Origin of the sequence: Xenorhabdus thailandensis (assembly GCF_037996785.1) — a bacterium.
Lineage (GTDB): Bacteria > Pseudomonadota > Gammaproteobacteria > Enterobacterales > Enterobacteriaceae > Xenorhabdus > Xenorhabdus griffiniae.
This window is the reverse complement of record NZ_JBBMXF010000003.1, coordinates 92792-114957: the sequence shown is the minus strand read 5'-3', so window position 1 is coordinate 114957 and position 22166 is coordinate 92792. Positions and strand designations below refer to the sequence as shown.

The window sequence follows — 22166 nt, the reverse complement described above, 5'->3', positions numbered from 1 at the left end:
TCCCTGACCATGAAAGTTGAGAATTACGTTATTTTTCTAAAAAATAGTAATAGCGAACATTATTTTTAACCAACCTCAGGAAAGATTCCGGTCATAACTCCCAATTGAATTGCAATAATCAATATGCCCAGAAAAAAAACTGAAACTAACACAGGTACACCACCAAAAACTCGATACTGGTATACATTTTTTTTACGTACTTTAAATGCCAACAGACTTGGTAATAACAAAGCTAAAATAGATAAAACTACAGATGCATAACTTAAAGCCATTACGAAACCATTCGGATAGAGGCATGAAAATAATAATGGTGGAAAAAATGTAATTAATCCAGTTTGCAAACGACCAGATATGTTATTTTGACGCTTGAAAAAATCTGCCAAAAAATCGAAAAGTCCTAATGCCACACCCAAAAATGAAGTAATCAAAGCCAAGTTGGCGAACATTTGTATAAAAAATTCTGATTTTTCCGATATAATAACCCTGTGAATAGAACGTAATAATCCATCTAATCCAGATTTTTCAGATAAAATATCAGAAAAAATTTTTGATTCTAGGCTTCCAAGCATCGCAAACTGCCACATGATATATGATGTTAGTGGAATTGCACTACCTATTATGAATATTCTACGCAGTTTTTTTATATCTCCATTCATATAACGTACAATACTAGGAATGCATCCATGAAAGCCAAATGATGTAAAAATAACAGGAATCGATGAAAAAATAATTCCTTTTTCTATCGGCATAGACAATAGATTTACATGATGGACATAAGGTGTTATCAATGCTAATGTTAAAATAAAAAAGACTAATTTAATACTAAAAACGATTCTATTTATAAAATCAACTGAGTTAGTTCCAATACAAACGATACTTCCCATGGTTAAAGTAAACAAAATACTTCCTAAAAACATTGGAAAAGAAATACCTAGCCATTTGTTTAGATTACTAATCAACAACTCACCTGCTCCACAAATATAAGCAGCGATTAAAGCATACATGAGAAAGGTCATACTTCCTCCTGTAATGATCTTTCCAGCGCGACCCAAATAAATTGAGGCAAGCGTTCCTAGTCCAATATCGGAAGAGTTATATTGATAGACTTCAACTAATAATAATGCTGTATAATTCATTAACACCCATAAACTAACCAAAATAGTAAGGCTAGTAAAGAAACCAATTTCTGAGGTAGCTAACGGCATCGCTAGCATTCCTGCTCCAATTGTTGTACCAGCGACAATGAAAATACTTCCAAGCGTTCTATTTTTCACCTGTATTATTCCTTGAGAAAGGATATCTCTTTAATATATTTATCGGTACATAATATATTATTTCCCCAAAAAAATTAACAAAAAAAATTAACAGCGTGTTAAATTTTTATTTACATGATGAAATTATCATTTACGGATTATCTAATTTGAAGTAGGAGCAGTACATGAAAGATGATTATTTGGATAGCGAATTGAATGATGATATCTATATGTCCCCATTTTAAGGCCCTTTCCATGAATTTTTGTAATTGCCTGTTTTAATTATGTTTAATTCATCAACTCAAAGGTGACAAAATGGAAAAAAACAGTTACGAGTACTGGCGACTGAGTTGGCTAAAAATCTTAAGACTCCTGAAGATTTAAGTCAGTTCTCCCGTTTCTTCAAGAAACTGACGGTCGAAACTGCGCTGAAAGCGGAATTGGCTACTCGTCTAAAACGTTCCTGATGAATGAAGGAACACTAGAATTGCAAATTCCCTGTGACCGGAAAAGCACGTTTAAACCCAAAAATCAAACACGTATTACCGGTATGGACGAGCAAATATTAGCTTTATACTCCAGAGGCATGACGATCCATAATATCGCCAGTGCTTTTAAAAAGCTGTGCAATGCGGATGTGTCACCCGCGTTGATTGCCAAAGTCACCGATGCCTGAAAGAACAGTTCATGAAGTGTCAGAATCGCCCACTGGATAGCTCCCTTGTTTATCCGGACTGTTTGGTCGTTAAAGTCCGCCAGGATAGTCAGATTATTAATAAGAAAGCAGAAAATGAACAAATCCGTCAGGGGAAAACCTCGGATAACTGGACGGCAAATAAACGATGCCAGAAAGATACGGATGCCACCCGGGCGAAAAAATACGGAAACAGTGATTTTGGTTACAAACTCACGGTTAATGTCGATGCCAAGTACAAAGTCACTCGTCAGACCGCCCCAGGAACCGCCTCCGTCCATGACAGCCGCCGTTTTGGACAAAGCCAATACGAGCCGGGATATTTATGCTGACAAGGGATATGCCAGCCATCAGCGTGAGGAGGCGTTGAAGGAACAAGGCTATCGTGTGCATATTCAGAGAAAAGCGTCACGAAATAAGCCGTTATCAAACTGCCAGAAAGGACGTAACAAAAAAATCGCGGGCACCCGAACCCGGGTAGAACATATCTTTGGCTCACTCAGTCAGATGGGAGAAAAATTCATCCGGACGATAGGTCAATTGCGTGCCAATTTCAGGATGACATTAATGGCAACCTGCTATGATTTACACCGTTTGGTTTATTTTGGAAAATCGGGCATGCATGCCTTTTAATCCTTGAAAAAGTCAGAAAGCGCTATACAGAATAATGTCAACGTCATTACGGATAGGGACAAAATTGATCTTATTTTTCATGGAAGAGTTTTTAGAGATTCCCTGTTGTATCTTGATGTGTGCCTGGGATCAGTACTGCCGTTTCGCCTAAGAGCCGGAATCACGCAGAGTGGGTATCGATGCCCGAGTCACGGTTGACGGCGTATCTTGGGAAGTTGAACCTGACATGGCGGGCGAAAAAGTGATTATTCTGTGGGGATTGTTTGACGATGAGATGGTGGCTGAAAGGTCTGATCGTATCCGTGCGCTGGCTAGCCAGCTGAATTTGCCTGTCAGTGCCCTGTTGGGAAACGATATCCAGCTACTGACCAGTGAGGTAGAAAACCCACTCGAACTGCAACATCAGCCTTTTGATATCACTGAACTCGAATACCATTTTCCCACCTTCATTGCAGTAAAACTGGCTATTGCATGGGAAAAGGGAAAACGCAAGAAATACTGACGACAGATGCCATTGATTTACTGGCAATGAAACTCCATACCCCATTACAGGTTCAGTTGTATCTGACGTTGGTTATGGAAACCGGTTATCAAACTGGTGAAAAACTCATAACGGCAACGCTGATAGAATCGGTGCTCTCACGACAACTTGATAATTTGGAGCCAACGCTGACGCGCCATGGTTATCGTCTAAAAGATATGGTAGAACAATTTGATGCTAAGCCCGCTGAAATAAGGGCATTATTTAACCATCAGCTCGATCCGGTTCGCACGGCAGAGTTGCGCGACAGAATGTTGGCGGTTGGACTGCAGATATGATGAAATTCATTTGCAAATTAATTTGAGCCAAAAAATCGGATAAATGCGAGTCCGCTGGATTATAAACGCGAGCCCACAATTAACCATAAGGGACTGAAGGTTGTTTCTCTTGCTCTTCAAACCAGCCACCAATTCATGAAAAAGACAGACGAATTCACTGAACGTATGCTGACTGCGCTAAACAATATGATGCTTGATATGCTTGCGGCCGTTGCTCGAAAAAACTATGAAGACCGGCGTCATCGTCAGGCTCAGAGGATAAAGAAAGCCAAGCAGGAAAGTAAATACAAAGGCCGGCCAATAGACAAGAAGCTATACTAAAAAATCGAAGGTCTTCTCAGGGAACATAAAAGCTATAGCTATATTGTATTGTCGATTTGCTGAGTTGTTCTAGACACACAATATCGAAAGTATCGAGATAGCTTAAATTCATAGAATGAATTTTATTTTAATACATTGAAATTAAATTATTTATTTTCATCCGTGGAACTTTTCTCTGAATTGGGCGAAAACCCCAATACGCACACAGCCGGGATTTTGCAGCTTCGACTGGATTGTTTCCCCCCGCCACTACAGTATTGGGGAAAAGACAACCTTATTGGGGATCAGTAAACGTGGTAGTAAGGCACTCCGGCAACTGTTAATGCTATGTACCTGCATATCGAGTATAGAAAGGGCAAACTGGTTGACAGAGTTCAGCCACAACTTGAACGAAAGCACTCTAATATTATGGCCTGTGCATTGGCTGATAAACTCGCTCAGATAGTGTGGGCATTACATGTGATACACGGTATTTATTGCCTGAAACTGACGTCATTGTGATATTTACCCCAGATCTTGCGAAGACTGATAAAGATAATAGCTCATTGAAGCTTTAGGTTTATCAAGTGTGGGTATCCTTACCCGTAGTGATGCCAGATAGATTTAAGTAAGCCAAAATTTTATCAAAATGAGTATTGCAACATACGGGGGTGATTAGACTTTATCATTTGGTCGACTCGATCAATTAATGGAGAAAAAAAGTTTATCTTGCCAAGAACTTATATATTGACTAGTATAAAAATTTATTTTTAGAGAGGTAATAGTAATGGCTAAAATAGGGCGGCCTCGTACTTTTGACCGTGATGAAGCAATCCATCAAGCAATGTTAATGTTCTGGGAACATGGCTATGAATCGACGTCTCTAAGCCAACTCAAGGCTGGGATGGGTGGCATCTCTGCTCCTAGTTTCTATGCAGCCTTTGATTCCAAAGAGGAATTATTTAAAGAGGTAGTAACCCGCTATATTAATACATATGGACAAGCAACCATGAGTCTTTGGGATCAAACGCTTTCTCCTAAAGATGCTATTGAGTTGACTCTACGTCGTTCAGCAAAAATGCAGACGGAATGTAGTCATCCTCCGGGATGTTTGTTGGTACTGTCAGCTAGTGTTTGCTCTCCGGAGCACGAGCATATCCAAAAATTACTGATTGATGCGAGAAGACAAGTACGGCAAGGTTTTATTTCTTGTATCCAGCGAGCCATAGATAACGGTGAGTTAACGAGCGAAATAGATCCTATGGTAATGGCTGTAATGTTTGATAGCTTTCTGTTAGGATTTTCAATCTTAGCTAGGGATGGAATTCCTTTGGATGTTCTCGATTTATCTATCACACAATTCATGAGGGTTTGGAGTTGTAAGCCGGAACCGTCCAAAATTTTGTCAGGTTAATTTCAAATCTTCGAGAATCGCATCCAGATCAATCTTTTTCCCTTTACTATTAAAGAAATAATGACCATTCAGCAAAATATGTTGCCATGCCACAGGCGATATTTTTACTGATAAGTCTCCCCGCTTTTTCTATATCGCCCAGACTGTCTTCCGATTTCTGCATCAGCCGTGATAACAACGCGGAGTTGTAGTAAATGATCACACTGGCCAGTAACCAGTCACACTGATTGCTGATCTCAATTTCAATGTCATTCTGACCTGTCAGTTCTTCTTTTCCGCCAACTTTGCATAGCAGAACGTAACTGGTGATAAGATTCAATACGATTTTGTGAACGATGGCTGTGTCTGAAGATTTGTGGGTTTCGAAGATAGCGCAGAATATAAAGGCTGCGGATTAGCTTATCAAACTCGAATAAGGTTTTCCTCGTCGGATTTTTTGTAGTGTAAGTACACAGCTTACGGATTAACGCTCCTTGTGTTATTGCCTTGAATCCGAGCGTAGCCACTATCTGATCTAAATGGGATTTTTCATCAATAATGCCCTATTGATTATTTGCCCTACGGGCTGAATCAGGCACGTTTTATACCGCTCAAGGTTATCGGCACAATAGGGTTTTTTCTGCATTTCTCCCACTGAAGTGAAGCGGGTTCAAAACGTAATCCAAACCAATGCAGAATGGCAAAATTAGCTTTGCTGACGCTGTGCATGTCACCGGTGATCGTTGTGGGAGTGATCCCGGCAGTATTTCTGTACCAGATATCAAAAACGTGATGGGCTTCGGATTCATGAGCACCGATAAGATAACCATTCAACGGAATGTGGTTACACAGCATGGTATAAGCCACTACGCCTTTACCGCGTCCGAAATATTTTTTTGAACCGCGTGCCTTTATCATTGGGTGTTCAACACTGAATTTTTGTCCGTCAACGGCGGCATACAATGTGCCCAGCTCCAGAGAATAATAAGGAAACACAGGTAACTCTCCTTGATGGCATTGTTGGTTAACAAAGCAAAATACATCAGTTAATTCACTGAAAGGCAGCTGAGCATAGAATTACTGTCCATTGTCGGGTTTTTCAGTACTCTTGCTTTTGTGCCAGCTCAATTTTTGAGTGGATTTATCAAACTCCAGATGGGGCAGTTTTCCTTGTTTAAGCTCACAGTTGCATGCTATCTACTGAAGAGGCAACTCATTGGTCAAGGTTTCCAGTTGTTGTTCTATTGGATGACGCAAAAAAGGAATGTCTATTTTATCCGGAATATTGTCTTTATCTTCCATGGAAACCAGTTCGTCAGAAACAGAAAGATGCCGGTGTTGCAGACTGTCATCAAGATATAATACCCCCGATTCAAACCGTTTTCTGTTTTCTGAGTTGTCGGTAGAGCCAGAATTCGTAACGGTCTGCCTGTAATACGACAGGGTGACCTTTTTCATCCAGGATTAACAACCACGAACGCAGTCGTTTCGGCAGGGTTACTGTTGGGTATTCCGTCAACGGACGTTGGGTTAAACGTTGTTGCCGGGAGAAGACTTCCTTAATCCAGACAAGGGCAGCTAACCACGGACAGTCAGCCATCACACTGGAAAAATCCAGCGTACAGAGCAGGGCCGCAAATGACAGCGAATGAGATTGATCTGAGTATCTACTGCTCATTTGTAAAGCTGCCTGTTGCAGGCTGTCTCTGGACATAATTTTCCAGGCTTGCTGACGCACATCACCGAAAAACCGATTATCGGGTACGTTATCATCAACAAACAAAGCGAGTACACGTCCCAATTTTTGATTATCCTGTTGGCGGCGTAGCTGAGCGGCTTCAAAATTTTTTTTCGCTTCTGCACCGCATCGTTCTTCTGTTTGCCTCATATGCCAGATAAGGGTACTGATCAGATTATCAGACAGTTGCCGGTAACGTAGCCAGATATAACACAGCAGGTATAGCCAGGTTTGTTCTTTTTTCAGGTTGCGCAGATTATAAATAGTATAAAATGAGATCAGACTGGCGAAGTACAACAGATTTTGCTGTGATATGCCGAACTGTGGTAACAGTGATTTAGCGACCCAATATAACGGTGTTATCGGGGTTCTTTTCTCCCATTCTTTAAGCATCTGTCGCCAGCGAAAACTTTTGGCATCCTGTTTTAAAGCTGTCAATTCCGATAATGCATCGTCTTTCACCAATAGCGCATCCAGCTCTTCCCGGGTCTCTGTTTGTAATGCGTTGGATAAAATATCAGCCAGATGCTGCCGTTCATTAACCAGCGCTTTACTGATGATTTCTTGGAAAGTTGAGTATCCGGGCCGAACGATTTTGTTGTCATTCAGCTAGCAGATCAATTATGTCGCAATAAATCCGGTGGGAATGTCACGGTGCGCCAGGTGCTCAGCTTGAATAACGAGGGGGAGAAATAGCATGTGTGATCAATTAACTTGATCACACATGAATATTAACGAGGAATTTTGAGTATTAGGCGGCTATAATGCCCCGTTCAATCTGATCTCGCTCGATAGATTCAAATAATGCTTTAAAATTTCCTTCTCCGAATCCTTGATCTCCCTTACGTTGAATAAATTCAAAAAACACAGGGCCTAATAAATTAGCAGAGAATATTTGTAGTAGTAGACGAGGGCTTCCATTTTCAGCCGATCCATCCAACAAAATCCCTCTAGTTTGAAGCTGATTGGGATCTTCACCGTTATTAGGTATGCGTTCATTAAGCATTTTATAATAACTTTCTGGGGGGGCTTTCATGAGTGGCACTCCTGCCTCAATTAATTTATCCACACTATGGAAAATATCATTAGTAAGTAAAGCTATATGCTGTATTCCTTCACCATTAAACTTGATTAAAAATTCCTCTATTTGACCTGAGCCTTTATCAGATTCTTCATTAAGAGGAATCCGAATCTTGCCATCGGGAGCTGTCATAGCTTTAGAAACTAATCCTGTATATTCACCTTTGATATCAAAATATCTAATTTCACGAAAATTAAATAAATTCTCATAAAAATTTGCCCAAAATGTCATACGACCTCGATAGACATTATGGGTTAAATGGTCAACTTCGATGAAACCATGACCTTTAGGATATTTATCAACACCATCTAAGTATTGAAAGTCAATATCATATATTGATATTTTATCTTTAGAGCTGTCTATTAAATATAATACCGTACCACCAATTCCTCTGATTGCTGGTAGACGTAGTTCCATAGGACCGGTAGAAATTTCGACAGGTTGAGCCCCTAATTCCAAGGCTCTATTATAAGCTTGCTGAGCATTTTTTACGCGGAAAGCCAAACCACAGGCTCCTGGGCCATGTTCAGAAGCAAAATAAGCAGCAGCACTTTTAGGCTCTCTATTGATAATGAAATTAATATCCCCTTGACGGTACAAAGAAACATTTTTAGAACGATGTCGTGCTACTTCAGTAAACCCTAATAATTCGAAAGTACGTTCAAGTAAATTTGATTCTGGTGATGAAAATTCAATAAACTCAAACCCATCTAAACCCATAGGATTTTCAAAAAGATCAGTCATGGTTTTCTCCTGAGAAAAAGGCTGAATATTTATAAGTTAAAATTATATTTTTAATAGTTTAAGTCAGTCTATTTGTACTTTAAAGTACAAATAGACTGACTTATGCTGTAATTAATCATACCTATAAGAGTAAGGTATGGCCATTAATTATGATTTGACATCAGTTTAATATACTTAAAGATCAAAATTTGATGTAAATCCCAATTAGTATGAGAAAAATCTAAACTATCATTTTCACGCTAGCATGAAATTATTTTTTTTGTGCGTCATTTTTGACGTCAGTAGGATAGTTGTTCAAATCCCCCCCTTCTAATTCTATGTGAGCCTTATATTTTTGGCGAATTTCAGCCAGTTCACTAGCTGAAAACGGAGTTATAGTGCTACCAGCAGGAACAGATGTTGCTCTAACGTATTCCTCAAAACCAGGAGTGGGGAAGATCCATATTACGGTAGCAGTTGTGTTACCTCTATTCTCGAATCCCATCCATGTATTTCCCGGGGCATATGCCATTCCTCCTGCACCTAGAGCACGCTTTTTCATTACCTATATGTGCAATTACAGAACCTGATTGTACGATTATTAGTTCTTCTGAATGAGTATGCCTATGGCGAGGAATAGCTTTTCCTGGGGGGATGTCCTCAGTGCCAACAGAAAAATTTTTTGCTCCAGTAGTAATAGGATCAACCTTAATTGTTAGTGGATACCCCCAGCGCCTAGTCAATTGCTCTCCCTCTTCTGCTGTTATAATTGTAGCAGTTGGTTCTTTAGCCCAGCTAGTTGAGCAATGTGTTCCTGCAATTAATGTAAAAGTTATCGCTAATACTTTTGAGATTGAGGATTTACCATTCATATTATCTTCCTTGTTTTTCCTTTTAAATAGATGAATGTATTGAATTAGAGGTATGAGTATCACTCTAGTAAAGTTAGTCATTGGTTTTCGTTTTTTAATATATTTCATAAAATATTAAAAATAAATGCATGGTGGTTGTGTTATTGTTTTTAATTTGTTTTTATAAGTTTACACACACGTAAATATTTTACAACATAGGCTCTCTGAAATGAGAAAAACCTTCCTTTTATTCAATATAACATATTGATTAATATGATTTTTTTAGATTTACTGGTATGACTGTATTATCTTTGGGTATTTTATTAAATTAATAATTACCGTAGTATGGATTTTTAATTGAATTTGTTTTTAAATATATATGAACAACAATAAAATTTCACCTAGTCACTAATTTTTATATTATTGGTGGATTTATATTGTTTCATTGATAAATGAGAAGCTATAAATTTGAACAGTTAATTGCAATATTTAAAAAAAACATATCAAGATTATTAAATTTCAGTATATAAAAAATTAAAAAGGAATTAGATATAATGTTTCAAAGTGTTGATGCATATTCGGGCGATCCAATTATTTCATTAATGGATGAATTTAAATTGGATACTAAAACAGAAAAAACAAATTTAGGAATTGGATTGTACTATGATGAAAAGGGTGAAGTTCCATTATTTAAATCTGTAGAAATTGCGAAGGAAAAAATATATTCATTACCAAAATCGGCATCTCTTTATCTTCCAATGGAAGGTCTATCTTCTTATAGATTGGCTATTCAAGAATTACTATTTGGTCATGATCATTCGTTATTACAACAAAAACGTATAGCGACTATTCAAACTATTGGTGGTTCAGGAGCATTAAAAATAGGAGCTGATTTTTTACACTATTATTTTCCTGATTCTGAAGTGTGGTGTAGTGATCCGACATGGGAAAACCATGCTGCAATCTTTTCCGGCGCAGGTATAAAAGTTAATTATTACCCTTATTTTGATGATGTCACAAAAGGAGTAAAATTTGATGAAATGCTAGAAGTGTTCAAAAAACTGCCATCGAAGAGCATTATTCTGATGCATCCTTGCTGCCATAATCCGACGGGGGTAGATTTAACTAATAGCCAGTGGGATTTAGTGATTAAAGTTATAAAAGAAAGAAGATTAATTCCTTTTTTTGATATTGCTTATCAAGGTCTTGCACATGATATGAAGGAAGATGTTTACCCTATTACAAGTATGGCAAATGCGGAATTACCATGCCTCATTAGTAATTCATTTTCGAAAATTTTTTCTTTATATGGTGAGCGAGTTGGTGGATTGTCTATCATTTGTAATGATTCGAAGTCATGTGAAAATGTTTTAGGACAATTAAAAGCAAATATACGCCGTATATACTCCAGCCCTCCTAGTTTCGGTGCACATATCGTTGCCAATGTACTAGGAGATGAAGAACTAAAAAATTTGTGGCTAAAAGAAGTCAATCAAATGTGCCAGCGTATTAAAGAAATGAGAATATTATTAGTGAATGAATTGAAAATTTCATTACCAGAAAGAAATTTTGATTACTTACTTAAACAACAAGGTATGTTTAGTTATACTGGTTTTAATAGAACCCAGATAGAGCATCTTCGCAAAAAGTTTGGTATCTATTTAATTGGTTCCGGGAGAATTTGTATGGCTGGGGTGAATCATAGTAATGCACGAAATATTGCTGAAGCTTTTTCGGCAGTTTGTGCATAATTTATAAAAATATGAAAATGGTGCTAACTATCGCGCTCATATAGCAGAGCTGACGCATGAAATATTTATACTGATTCAACTTCAAGATGCATTTTATATCTTCCTATGGCGTGGGGAGATATAGGGCTTTGAATGGTTTTATAGATTGCAACTTGAAGTTTATAAAGCATAAATATACAAAATAACTAGTATTGATTTATAAAATCCGAATACTTGTATTTGTATACTTAGAAAACGATCTTTTTTTCACTAAATAAAAATTATTTTTGAACAGAAAACATTCGTTCGTCAGCCTTAGCAAAATCCGCCGTAAACCCTCGCCCAATGCGGCATAGGTATCTACACATCGCTGAACTGGCCTAAAATGATTTGCGCCATCTGGGGCAGTTCTTCGGGTGTGTGTTCTGATAACAGCATCAGGGCATTCAGTCAAATGCTTGTCCCTACCAGGAGTGCCGGTGCACTTTCCCGCTTTCCTCGTTTCTGTTGTCTCCCCGATAAACGGCACACCCATGCCCGCGCTCGCGCATTCGCCTCGCCTTCTGACCGCTGCAAACGCCATACCAGAACACACGCCATGCTCACTATCAATAATCGCCTCAGCATCGCTTTTGCACTGCGTTGGAGCCATGACTCAATATCATATCCTGCCCCTTTTATCCGTTTAAAAAATGACTCAATATTCCATCGCCAGTCATACCATTGCGCGATTTCATCACGGCTGATGTCTGTGCCTACATTCGTTAATCATGTCCAGCGACACAGCATCTGTCCTGCGTCATCATCCCGTCGTGCCACCACGAGTTTGACTGTCAGGGCGTTTCCCGGCACCACCTTAACTCGGCGGCCTGTTTCGTTATCGATTCGCTTGGGTTTTGCGGCCCGCGTGATATTCACCGCCGTTTCACTGAGCGACAGGTGTGCTTTTTTCCCTTTGTAATCAACTTGCTTGACCTTTGTAAACGCCAGTTCATCCGCTACCTCGCCCAGCTTCCGGCTCCTGCCTTGATATTCAACACGATGGCCTTCCTTACCCCGAATGAGCCAGCGCAGACTTCGGCTATCTAGTTCCCGCATATGGGCAATGGAGTCTCCCTCGCGGTCAATGAGATGAACGCGCGTTTTGCCGACATCCAGCGCTTCTATCCGGAAAATATCTGCTGTCAGTGCATCTAGATGTGTTTGCTTCTCACCCGTATCATCCGAGAACGTTGAGTGACGCGTCAGATTGTCTGTCAGTGTTTGTGCCAAGGGCACAACAGGCAGGCCGGAGGCGGCATCAACCCGCAAACGGCTTTGTCGTTCATACCCCACATCTGTAGCATGTGTCATTTGCAAGCGGTGTCGCTTTCCACGATGTGAGAAGAACTGTAGGCGTGACCAATCATGAACCACAAGCGCACAGCAATGGGGACGGGAGGCAATCCCCTGCTGGGCGAGGGTAATCAGAAGCTGATTAAGCTGACTAAAGGCAATTAGGTCATGATTAAGAAATCGCCAGACAGCCTGGGTCGTGGCAAAAGTCGTTTTCTGTGCACAGGCAATATCTTTGACTGCACTGGCAAGCGGAGTAGAAGGTGTCATATGTTGTTTGACCGGCGTCTGATAGCGCCGGCGATAGTAAGATTTAAGCCATGCGGCTAATTTATGCCACATTATAACGATTTTGTGTAGATACTTATGCCCAATGCGGGCGGGGATATAAGGCGAGAAGCCCGTAGGGCTTTATCAGGCGTTGTCTGGCTTTGAACATAGGCTCTGAGCGTTTCAATCGTTGCCCCTCCGGAGCTACAGACAAAGTATGATCTTGACCATAAAAACCCCGAATCCCCGCCATCTCATCAATGCCAGTCGCAACCTGCGACGTAAACAGAAAGCGTTGTCCCGTAAGAAAAAGGGGAGTGCGAACCGTCGCAAAGCCCGTATACAGCTTGCGGGTGTACATGAACGGGTAGCCAATACCCGTGCTGATTTCCAGCATAAACTCTCCCGCACAATTGTTGACGAAAGCCAAGCGGTCATTGCGGAGACACTGAAAGCAGCAAATATGATGAAAAATCATCATCTGGCACGTGCTATCGGCGATGCCGGATGGTCTGGGTTCATCACAAAACTGGAATATAAGGCCGCAGAGAAAGGGGTGCATCTGGTGAAACTGGACACTGGTTTGCCAGTTCAAGACCACCCTTTCCATATAAACGGTATTCCACAGGGAGATCGCAGACGTCGGGCTGCTGAAAATCGGGTCAAATCCCGACTGCTCATCTTTCGGCCTTCCCGCGTCAGTTTCAGCAACCGATTCTGGTGAATGGTACGATCGAGACCCTCCGGCAGTGCCAGCGATTCAATGCTGCTCAGCCGATCAAGATGTTGCAGCACGTTCTTACCATTGATTTTACCCGGGGGTTTCAGAAGCCATGTCAGCCTATCTGATAACTCAAGTAAACTCTCCAGTGCATCCCTGTGAACCGGGGTTAACGGGGCATTAAGAGTCTGAAACACAATTTTATCGCCGCCAGCCATAGCCTCCGCACAGGTTCGCTCCACGACATCAATCGCGGGGATCATTACGTTGTTCCGCCGGAGATAAACCAGCAGTTCTTCGGCCAGACGGTGCGCGTCGCCATTGGCAGCAGGTGTGTCACACAGCCCTGCTGTATTTGTTGGTGAATGCTTTTACGCCAAGATAGCTGTACAGTTCGGTTAAATGTTCGCGTCGCGTGGTATCCCTGCCGGAAAGGTAAGCTGGCCAGAGATCCCTGGTGAGTTTTAGCCTGATGGCGATATGCTTCAACAGCACTTCAGATGGGGGGATTTTTTTATCCGGGGCAAAACCGACATTTTTCAGATAGTAAAGAAGGACGGCAGAACCAAACCGACTGGCGGGTTTACGGTGAGCACTGATAAGCGCCAGATCATGTTCACTGAAATACGCCATTCGAGTCAGCGTTAACTCATAGTCTGGTAATGCCAGTAATGATTCTCTTTCCGACAGCGAAAGAATCTGCCTTCTTGCCATATAGTTTTCCTCATAAATTATTCAGTGGGGTATTTTTAACAAAAGTGGTTGTCGCATAAGGGGGGGGACCCTCACGCCATAACCTATATGCGATAACACGGTGAAAAAATGTTCATAAGAGCTTATTTGAGAGCATCGACGGGGGATCAGTTCGCCGATCGGGCGAAGGAGATGCTGCTATGCCATATGAATGTGCTGAAATTTTACTTGATGTGGATAAAGGATTAGGGACAGAAACTAAGTCAATATGGGAGCGGATTCTTGAACAACTACCAACCTTTATTCTTTTCAAGGCCGACAGGGAGAGTAGCGATGGTAACTCTGAAGCAAAAAAACCATTACAACAAGCTGTTAAAGATGCTCAGGCTGCTTTGCAAGGGAATACAGCTCTTGAACAAGAAATCCAGGACAGTGTATTAAATGTTGCTGGGAGGACTCTTGATAAACTGCGAGAAATGGCACCAGAGCTTGCGAATGAACTCACTCCGCGGTTTAAAGAAAAACCCAAATGGACATTTAGATTTACACTCGATGGTGAGAATGGAATTCCAATAAATAAAAGAGGAAGCGGTGTAAGGCGACTTATTTTGCTTAATTTTTTAGAACAGAAGCTGAGAAAGCAGTATCAGGGACCCAGCGCAATGTTATTTACGCTATAGAAGAGCCAGAAACATCACAGCACTCTAATTATCAAATTATGCTGATGAAGGCTTTATTGTCACTTTCAAATCAACCTAACAGGCAACTTACATTCTTTCGATAGAGAAACGAAAAAGGAAGTGGAAGAGGCCGGAAACATGTTTTTTGCCACACGTAAATGTGAAATTGAAAACTATCTTTGAAGAGATGAGACAGGGATTCAGGTTATTTTCACTGATACATGTGACGCGAAAAAAATCATAAAATGCTCTACTTATAGAGATGGCAATAGTGACAAAATTGAACTTATAGAAATTCTTGAAGGCATTGTTTCATTAATCGATTGATCACGAACTACGTTGCATAGAGGTGTGTAAGTTTAGGCTTCTGTGCAACGTTCTTGTGCTCAAAAAATGAGTTTAACGTACAATAATTTTCGGTATCCAAACTGACCCCTGTATCACCGAAAAAGGGTTGATCGCTAACTTAGATTAAGTAGAGCGGTTGACTAACATAGAAACAAGATCATCTACAACCGCCTCCGCCTGTTTGATTGAATGGGCTAATCTATGATCGGCAAACTCATCGTACTCAATGGCTGCTTCATGAACATCCGTCACACCAATGTATGCAAAAGCGGTGCGAACAGCTCTTTCTACGTGGTTATGATTGCCGAGGCGACTGCCCAGTTGGTACCCGTAATCACCCCGTGAAGAGAGGATGACCAAGCGTTTTCCAGCACCTGCCAACAGGGGCCAATAAGGTTCACCATTCCGGCTTCTATCAAATCCGAATGTACGCCCTACCCGCACTATGTTGTCGATATAGGACTTGAATTGTGCAGGAGGCTCAAAGTTATACATTGGTACGCCAGCTACAATAAGATCAGCGCGTATCACTTCGTCCACTAATATATCACTCATCCTAAGCTCCTCTCTCATCCAATCTTCACGAACATGTTCGGGTGTGAAAGCGGCATGTATCTATTTTCCCGTAACAGGTGATGGTGCTTCCTGATCTACATCCGGTAGAGCACTTTTGTTTCGGGATGCAATGCAATCCACTGTTGTACGAAACGAGAAGTTAACCGACGTGTATGCGAGCCGTGGGAAATTTCGTCAGAACTGCCATGGCGTGCACTGGAATCGATGTGTAATAACGTAGTCATAACGCGATGCTCGACTTTTATGGTGAGTTGAAATGACATAGCCGCTCCTTTATAACTTTAAGTCGCCAAACTGAGAGAAATAAAGGAACAAAGGCTATGTCACAGCAAGATTTTATCATTTGGGTGTTTTGTTGGGTAGACGATAATTTAACGCAGTTACAGCAAGGCACACGACTCAGAAGCCGGGGATATTCGCCTAAACTGAGCGATGCAGAAGCCATCACGATGGAAGTTGTGGGTGAATTCTTAGGTTTTTCAACGGATAAAGGCATTTGGATTTATTTTCGTAACCACTGGTGCGAGGGGTTCCCGGGGCTGGGGTAACGCGCCAATTTCGCTAAACAGATTTCAAATCTTTGGGTTGTTAAACAAAAGCTACAAGAAAAACTGGCGAGGTTATTAGGCGGACTCGACAGGCCGGTACATATTATCGACAGATTTCCGCTGCCCATCTGTGGATTCAAAAGAGCGAAAGGCAGTGCCAACTTCAAAGGACAAGCCGATTATGGGTACTGCGCCGCCAAACACGAAGCTGACTACGGCTTCAAAGGGTATCTCATGATAGACGAAATCGGCGTGGTAACCGGATTTACCCTGACACCCGCCAATGTCAGTGAGCGTGAAGCAACCTGGGATGTGATTGGCTCGATAAAAGGCTATTTTCTGGGTGATAAAGGCTATTTAGGCGTTGAATTTAAACAGGAAATGAAGGCAGGGGTATTGAAATGATAACTCCCGGTGCGTGCCAATATGGATGACCCCGTCCCCAGAGAAACGAGAAAGCGCATTAATGCCAAACGGCGCTTATTAATTGAAACCGTCATTGGTCAACTCGTTGGGCAATTTGCTATCAAGAAGTGTTGGGCGCGGGATTTATGGCATTTGAGTAATCGAATAACCAGAAAGCTACTTTCTCACACACTGGGTATTTTTGCCAATTTTAAACAAGGTAAAAGTCAACACGAATGGCTTCAACAAGCTAATGTTATAGGGTGTTAAAGTCGAGCATCGCGTTAAATTGAGTACTGAGAACAATTTCTGCTTCTTTTAAGTCAGTAGCACACGTACACAAGTGCGGTAGAAAAACGTTCAAAAGGAGTCATATTCCCATTCCTATTATAGATTTAAATTCCATAATAGTATGAAAAAAAAACAAATATAAGATTTATTTTTTTCAATAGACTAGGGGCAATAATTGATATTACGTTGGAGTCTTTTTTAATGTCTTCTTATTCAACATCAGTCACAACAGAATCAGTTAGCCGTAGTGGCCTTTCTATTATTATTCTTGCAATAGCAGCTTTCGTTATTGTCACTACAGAATATCTAATAGTTGGGCTTCTTCCTGCATTGTCTCGTGATTTAAATGTCTCAATTTCAGTAGCAGGACAACTTGTTACATTATTTGCTTTTACAGTCATGCTGTTTGGACCCGTATTGACCGCATTATTATCTCATATAGAACGCAAATGTTTATTTATAGCAATTTTGCTAATATTTTCGGCTTCCAATGCTCTGGCCGCAGTTGCTCCAAATATTTGGATACTTGCTATTGCCCGTTTTATTCCTGCTTTGATGCTACCCGTATTTTGGGGAACAGCCAGTGAAACTGCTGGGCAAATTGTTGGTCCTAAACGTGCAGGCCGAGCGGTTTCACAAGTTTACTTAGGTATCTCAGCAGCACTATTATTCGGTATTCCATTAGGTACCCTTGCATCAGATTCTATTGGTTGGCGAAGCACGTTCTGGGGATTAGCAGGCTTGTCTCTTTTAATGGCAATTCTCATGTTTATCTTCATGCCTACTGTTGCACGACCAGAGAAGATGAAAATTAAGGAACAAACACGTATTCTAAAAGATCCTCGGTTTGTAGCTAACGTATTGTTATCTGTTGTTATTTTTACCGCTATGTTCACTGCTTACACCTATTTAGCTGATACATTAGAGCGCATTGTCGGAGTTCAGCCGGCATATGTCGGATGGTGGTTAATGGGCTTTGGTGCTATCGGTTTGATTGGAAATTGGCTAGGTGGTCGATTTGTTGATCGTAATCCACTAAAAATTACTGTGATATTCACGTTACTCTTAGCTATAGGAATGGCCTTCAGTGTACCACTGGCTAGTTCTTTGTTCCTGCTCGGAATATCTTTAGCGCTGTGGGGTATTGCTTACACCGCATTATTTCCCATCTGTCAGGTACGTGTTATGAAATCAGCTTCACATGCTCAAGCTTTGGCAGGCACTTTGAATGTCTCTGCTGCCAATGCAGGAACAGGGCTGGGTGCAATCATTGGTGGGGTAGCTATCACACAATGGGGCTTGGACAGTATAGGTTACGTGGCTACTGCTATTGCTGTTATAGCTATCTTTATGGTGGTATGGATTGCTCGATTAAAATAAATGGAGAGCATTGCATCTTCCCTTCAATCCTAAGGAATGGAGAGATAGTCAAATTACCAAAGTGTAAACACCAAATTTTGGATTTGATACCTAAGAATTCTAGAACCTAAAAACATATTCTCAACACTCACTGTGAGTATTTCCAAGGAAGGAATTTTTTTTAAATTGATAATGAATAATCTTGGAGACCATAAAAATCTATGGTTCCCCTCTTTTTTGCAACACTAATTTTTGATGAATTTTTGGCTTGCTTAAATCTATCCGGCGTCACTGTAGGCAAGGAGCCTGCGCCTCGATGAGTTCCGCGCCTGATGAACCTTAAAACCGTGTCGGCTTGAAACCGTGTCGGCTTGAAAGAGCCATTTTTTATGTTAGGTTTCTCATCAGGCCGGTAGGCCGTTCATGTCATCAATAATCAGTCTTCGCAAAACCAGTGGGGTAACATTTAAATAGGTTCACAATGACGCCAGCTTTAGGCGACAAATACCGTGTGTTGTGTCGTAATGGCTCACGCTATCCGGGCGAGTTTATTAGCCAATGCACAGGCCACGATATTAGAGTGCTTTCGTTCAAGCTGCTGCTTAACCCAGTCAGCCAGTTTTCCCTGCCGATGCTCAATCTGTTGCATGAATGACCGGGCGCAGAGTACCAACAGTTGCCGGAGCGTCTTATTACCCCGTTTACTGATACCCAATAAGGTCGTCCTTCCCCCGGTGCTGTACTGGCGGGGAACCAAACCCGTCGAGGCCGCAAAATCCCGGCTGCGAGAATATTGTTTTCCATCGCCCAGTTGTGAGGAAAGCACACTCGCCGTGATGGGGCCAATGCCGGGGATCGTCATCAGCCGTTGTCCGATATCATCCTGAGCAACCTCCTGTGACAGGGCAGTTTCAATCTCGGTGATTTGCTCAACCAGATAGTGATAATGTGCCTGTAACCGCAGTAATACCTGCACCAAATAAGGGGGAAGTTCATGTTCAGCCAGCACAGCAGAGAGCCGTTTTATCACGGCAATCCCCTTGGGCATGTTGATACCAAATTCAAGCAGGAAAGCCTGCATCTGGTTGGTGGTTTTGACTTTATCCCGGACCAGTGATTCCCGGACACGATGCAACGCTCGCATGGCTTGTTGGGCTTCCGTTCTGGGCTGAACAAAACGCATTGAAGGTCGTGAGGCCGCTTCACAGATGGCTTCCGCGTCAATAAAATCATTCTTGTTACTTTTGACAAAAGGACGGACAAACTGCGGTGAAATCAGCTTAGCCTCATGCCCCAAATCAGCAATCCGTCTTGCCATGAAATGCGCGCCAGCACAGGCTTCCATCACAACCGTTGCCGGAGAGCAATCGGCTAAGAATTCCATCAATTTAGTTCGGGTGAATTTTTTACGTAGCAGGGCTTTTCCCGATTGCTCCTGACAATGGACATGAAAAGAATGCTTGCCGAGATCGATGCCAATCAGTGCGATAGTGTTCATGATGGTAGCCTCTTATCAAAGATAATCACTCTGCTAATATACTGCCGTTAGGGTGAGGGGAACCATTTTGTATCTTTAATCTGGTTTATGCTGGTTAAGTGAGATTGGCAACAATCATGCAGTCAGACAACCATCAAGGGATTAAGCCCGTTAATGAGCTTTCGACGCATGATTGTTACTTTTCTTCGAGAAACCCGAACAGTTGCTTGAAACTAAATTCGCATTGGCAAGAATGGGAGCCGAAGAACCATGACTGAAACGATTTGTGTCGGTATTGATGTTGCCAAAGCTTCACTCGAAATTGCGCTTAGTGCACAGGGAATTGTCATGACATTCCCAAATACCCCTGAAGGCCATGATCAACTAGCATCTACTTTGGCTAACTATGAGATTGATTTAGTTGTATTAGAAGCAACCGGCGGTTATGAGATGCCCGTTGCTTGTGTTTTGCAGGCCAGAGGGCTGGCTGTTGCTGTCGTCAATCCCCGACAAGCCCGTGATTTTGCTAAGGCAATGGGATATCTAGCCAAAACCGATAAAATAGATGCTCAAATGCTGGCACAGTTAGCTCTGGTTTTATCTCAACAAACAGATCGGGATAAAATAATCAGAGTGTTGCCCTCTGCTCAGCAACAAGTGCTGCAAGCCATGATCACACGTCGTCGCCAATTAGTCACACTTTCCGTCTCGGAGCGCCAAAGATTAGGAAGCTGCCATCCAGAAATTCGAGAAAGCATCACTTTAATGATCAGCTTTATACAAGAACAACTTAAGGTCATTGAATCGGCGTTATCTAACCACATCAAGGCCTATCATCGTTCCAAACTCGATTTATTATCGACAGTAAAAGGCGTTGGTCCTGCCACAATAGCCACTTTGATCGCCGATGTCCCGGAGTTGGGTAAGTTAACCCGCCGTGAAATTAGTGCCTTGGTTGGCGTTGCACCGTTTAATCGGGATTCTGGGTTCTTCCGGGGAAAACGAACAATTTTTGGAGGAAGAGCAATGGTGCGTCGAATGCTTTATATGGCTACGTTAACAGCCATTAGATTTAACCCCGTTCTCTGCGCTTTCTACAAGAGATTAACCGAAGCCGGCAAGCCAAATAAAGTCGCTATCGTTGCTTGTATGCGTAAGTTACTGGTCATTCTCAATGCAATGATAAAAACAAATAAACCGTGGGATGAATCTTTCCACACGGTTTAAAGCGAAAGACAGTTGCTCATTACCTTGGGGCACTGTGTTAAATAGACGATAGAATGAGCAAAGGAACATCATTTTATCAGACACCTCACCATGAAAAATTATATCGTGAAAATTGCCCTTCGGGGAATCAGTCCTATGCTCTGGCGTCGATTCAGGCTGTCAGGCAGGACTTCTTTAGCGGCTTTTCACTATATCATTCAGATCGCGCAAGGATGGCAGGATGATCACCTGCATCAATTCCGTATTTATGGTAAAAATTACGGCATTTCGTACTCCGGCGGGATTGCATTTTCTGATAACCCTTACAAAATCGCGCTGGATGACTTTGAATTTGATGCCGGTGATCGCTTTACTTATGAATACAATTTTTTTGAGCACTGGCTTCACGATATCCGTATTGAAACTATTCTCGAAAATTCTAATCTAACGTCTCCCTTTTGTCTGGCCGGAAACCGAATGCCCGGGGCGACGTTAGCCGATGAAGTTGATAAAAACCTGGCATTACTTGACGCGATTATTCATGCTGATGATACGACCACAGTCGGAGATATCCGTCCATTGGTTGAGGCACTTGATGCCGTCAGATTCAACCGCCGAAAGATTAATCGCCAATTAAGTCGGCTCAATCTTGATTCACCGGAACTTGAACCCATCGTGATAGGGCTGTAGCGGATAGGGTGATCGGTATCCATAAAGGTATGGTGAAAAAGCAGCAAATGCAATGGAGCCAACAAGGCGCACATTATTTACTCCAGACACGCACAGCGGTACTTAATAATGATTTAAAAGCCCGATTTGAGTATTGGTATCCGGGAATAAAGTTAGGTGAAGAAATGGAGCGCTATTTGACAGAAGCTGAAGCTATTGCGGCATAAGTGCCCCACACATTTTTATGCTCTCCAACCAAATAGAGGAGAGCGTAAAAAAGTGTGGGGCATGGATTTGGTGAGAGCTGGATAAAATAGTTTAACAACTCAGGTTACGGGGAATTGTGGCGATTGGGTGATTCTCACCGCTATCT

The 22166-nt window shown here is 41.7% G+C and carries 15 protein-coding genes and 13 pseudogenes; 16 read left to right on the top strand and 12 right to left on the bottom strand.

What is annotated here, in order from left to right:
* Positions 1-65: 65 nt before the first annotated feature.
* Positions 66-1274, bottom strand: a complete 1209-nt coding sequence (tyrP, locus tag AAC853_RS00710) for a tyrosine transporter TyrP (protein ID WP_340613351.1) — start codon at positions 1272-1274, stop codon at positions 66-68.
* A 317-nt stretch (positions 1275-1591) separates the two neighbouring features.
* Between tyrP and AAC853_RS00705 the strand changes: the two are divergent.
* From AAC853_RS00705 to AAC853_RS00680, 6 genes and pseudogenes are all read left to right on the top strand, one after another.
* Positions 1592-2580: pseudogene (locus AAC853_RS00705) on the top strand (transposase).
* A 115-nt stretch (positions 2581-2695) separates the two neighbouring features.
* A pseudogene (locus tag AAC853_RS00700) lies at positions 2696-2855 on the top strand (hypothetical protein); the annotation flags it as partial.
* Positions 2856-3054: 199 nt separating this feature from the next.
* A pseudogene (locus tag AAC853_RS00695) lies at positions 3055-3399 on the top strand (ExeA family protein); the annotation flags it as partial.
* A gap of 135 nt (positions 3400-3534) precedes the next feature.
* Positions 3535-3720: a recombinase family protein gene (locus tag AAC853_RS00690; protein WP_340613350.1), complete on the top strand. Its 186-nt coding sequence runs from the start codon at positions 3535-3537 to the stop codon at positions 3718-3720.
* 179 nt (positions 3721-3899) lie between these two features.
* Positions 3900-4221 (top strand): annotated as a pseudogene (locus tag AAC853_RS00685) (transposase); the annotation flags it as partial.
* A 265-nt stretch (positions 4222-4486) separates the two neighbouring features.
* Positions 4487-5113, top strand: coding sequence for a TetR/AcrR family transcriptional regulator (locus AAC853_RS00680; RefSeq protein ID WP_340613348.1), 627 nt, complete (start codon positions 4487-4489; stop codon positions 5111-5113).
* Here AAC853_RS00680 and AAC853_RS00675 read toward each other — a convergent pair.
* The 4 genes and pseudogenes from AAC853_RS00675 to AAC853_RS00660 form a co-directional block, all read right to left on the bottom strand.
* Positions 5105-7523, bottom strand: a pseudogene (locus tag AAC853_RS00675) (Tn3 family transposase); the annotation flags it as partial. The gene AAC853_RS00680 and the pseudogene AAC853_RS00675 sit on opposite strands and share 9 nt — an antisense overlap.
* 58 nt (positions 7524-7581) lie before the next feature.
* Positions 7582-8655 (bottom strand): 4-hydroxyphenylpyruvate dioxygenase, encoded by a 1074-nt coding sequence (hppD, locus tag AAC853_RS00670; RefSeq protein ID WP_340613347.1) that lies wholly within the window; start codon positions 8653-8655, stop codon positions 7582-7584.
* A gap of 250 nt (positions 8656-8905) precedes the next feature.
* Positions 8906-9139, bottom strand: a complete 234-nt coding sequence (locus AAC853_RS00665; protein WP_340613345.1) for a hypothetical protein — start codon at positions 9137-9139, stop codon at positions 8906-8908.
* Entirely contained in the window at positions 9123-9506 is a 384-nt protein-coding gene (locus AAC853_RS00660) for a cupin domain-containing protein (protein ID WP_340613344.1), read from the bottom strand. The genes AAC853_RS00665 and AAC853_RS00660 overlap by 17 nt, the downstream gene beginning before the upstream one ends.
* 533 nt (positions 9507-10039) lie before the next feature.
* Between AAC853_RS00660 and AAC853_RS00655 the strand changes: the two genes are divergently transcribed.
* A complete protein-coding gene (locus AAC853_RS00655) occupies positions 10040-11236 on the top strand; it encodes an amino acid aminotransferase (protein WP_340613343.1) in 1197 nt (398 codons plus the stop codon).
* Positions 11237-11665: 429 nt separating this feature from the next.
* On the opposite strand, the gene AAC853_RS00650 is transcribed toward AAC853_RS00655, so the two are convergent.
* The 3 genes and pseudogenes from AAC853_RS00650 to AAC853_RS00640 all read right to left on the bottom strand — a co-directional run.
* Entirely contained in the window at positions 11666-11821 is a 156-nt protein-coding gene (locus AAC853_RS00650) for a hypothetical protein (RefSeq protein WP_340613342.1), read from the bottom strand.
* Positions 11822-11983: 162 nt separating this feature from the next.
* A complete protein-coding gene (locus AAC853_RS00645; protein WP_340613341.1) occupies positions 11984-12892 on the bottom strand; it encodes a hypothetical protein in 909 nt (302 codons plus the stop codon).
* Positions 12893-12963: 71 nt separating this feature from the next.
* A pseudogene (locus AAC853_RS00640) lies at positions 12964-13062 on the bottom strand (transposase); the annotation flags it as partial.
* Between AAC853_RS00640 and AAC853_RS00635 the strand changes: the two are divergent.
* A pseudogene (locus AAC853_RS00635) lies at positions 13053-13417 on the top strand (RNA-guided endonuclease TnpB family protein); the annotation flags it as partial. The pseudogenes AAC853_RS00640 and AAC853_RS00635 sit on opposite strands and share 10 nt — an antisense overlap.
* A gap of 42 nt (positions 13418-13459) precedes the next feature.
* Here the strand turns inward: AAC853_RS00635 and AAC853_RS00630 are convergent.
* Positions 13460-14255 (bottom strand): annotated as a pseudogene (locus AAC853_RS00630) (DUF4158 domain-containing protein); the annotation flags it as partial.
* A gap of 108 nt (positions 14256-14363) precedes the next feature.
* Between AAC853_RS00630 and AAC853_RS00625 the strand changes: the two are divergent.
* The 3 pseudogenes from AAC853_RS00625 to AAC853_RS17950 all read left to right on the top strand — a co-directional run.
* Positions 14364-14432, top strand: a pseudogene (locus AAC853_RS00625) (recombinase family protein); the annotation flags it as partial.
* A 2-nt stretch (positions 14433-14434) separates the two neighbouring features.
* Positions 14435-15018, top strand: a pseudogene (locus AAC853_RS00620) (AAA family ATPase).
* Positions 15019-15022: 4 nt separating this feature from the next.
* A pseudogene (locus AAC853_RS17950) lies at positions 15023-15241 on the top strand (OLD family endonuclease); the annotation flags it as partial.
* 144 nt (positions 15242-15385) lie between these two features.
* Here the strand turns inward: AAC853_RS17950 and AAC853_RS00615 are convergent.
* Both AAC853_RS00615 and AAC853_RS00610 read right to left on the bottom strand, forming a co-directional pair.
* Entirely contained in the window at positions 15386-15817 is a 432-nt protein-coding gene (locus AAC853_RS00615) for an FMN-dependent NADH-azoreductase (RefSeq protein ID WP_340613340.1), read from the bottom strand.
* A 95-nt stretch (positions 15818-15912) separates the two neighbouring features.
* Positions 15913-16101 (bottom strand): hypothetical protein, encoded by a 189-nt coding sequence (locus AAC853_RS00610; protein WP_340613338.1) that lies wholly within the window; start codon positions 16099-16101, stop codon positions 15913-15915.
* Positions 16102-16158: 57 nt separating this feature from the next.
* On the opposite strand from AAC853_RS00610, the pseudogene AAC853_RS17685 reads away from it, so the two are divergent.
* Positions 16159-17061 (top strand): annotated as a pseudogene (locus tag AAC853_RS17685) (IS982 family transposase).
* A gap of 222 nt (positions 17062-17283) precedes the next feature.
* Complete coding sequence (locus AAC853_RS00590; RefSeq protein WP_340613333.1) at positions 17284-18462, top strand: MFS transporter; 1179 nt, start codon at positions 17284-17286, stop codon at positions 18460-18462.
* 508 nt (positions 18463-18970) lie between these two features.
* On the opposite strand, the gene AAC853_RS00585 is transcribed toward AAC853_RS00590, so the two are convergent.
* Positions 18971-19939, bottom strand: coding sequence for an IS110 family RNA-guided transposase (locus AAC853_RS00585; protein WP_340613332.1), 969 nt, complete (start codon positions 19937-19939; stop codon positions 18971-18973).
* Between the two features lie 249 nt (positions 19940-20188).
* Here AAC853_RS00585 and AAC853_RS00580 point away from each other — a divergent pair, with 249 nt between their 5' ends.
* The 3 genes and pseudogenes from AAC853_RS00580 to AAC853_RS00570 all read left to right on the top strand — a co-directional run.
* Complete coding sequence (locus AAC853_RS00580; protein WP_340613330.1) at positions 20189-21145, top strand: IS110 family RNA-guided transposase; 957 nt, start codon at positions 20189-20191, stop codon at positions 21143-21145.
* Positions 21146-21235: 90 nt separating this feature from the next.
* Entirely contained in the window at positions 21236-21814 is a 579-nt protein-coding gene (locus tag AAC853_RS00575; protein WP_340613329.1) for a plasmid pRiA4b ORF-3 family protein, read from the top strand.
* A 17-nt stretch (positions 21815-21831) separates the two neighbouring features.
* A pseudogene (locus AAC853_RS00570) lies at positions 21832-22020 on the top strand (ISKra4 family transposase); the annotation flags it as partial.
* Positions 22021-22166: the final 146 nt, after the last annotated feature.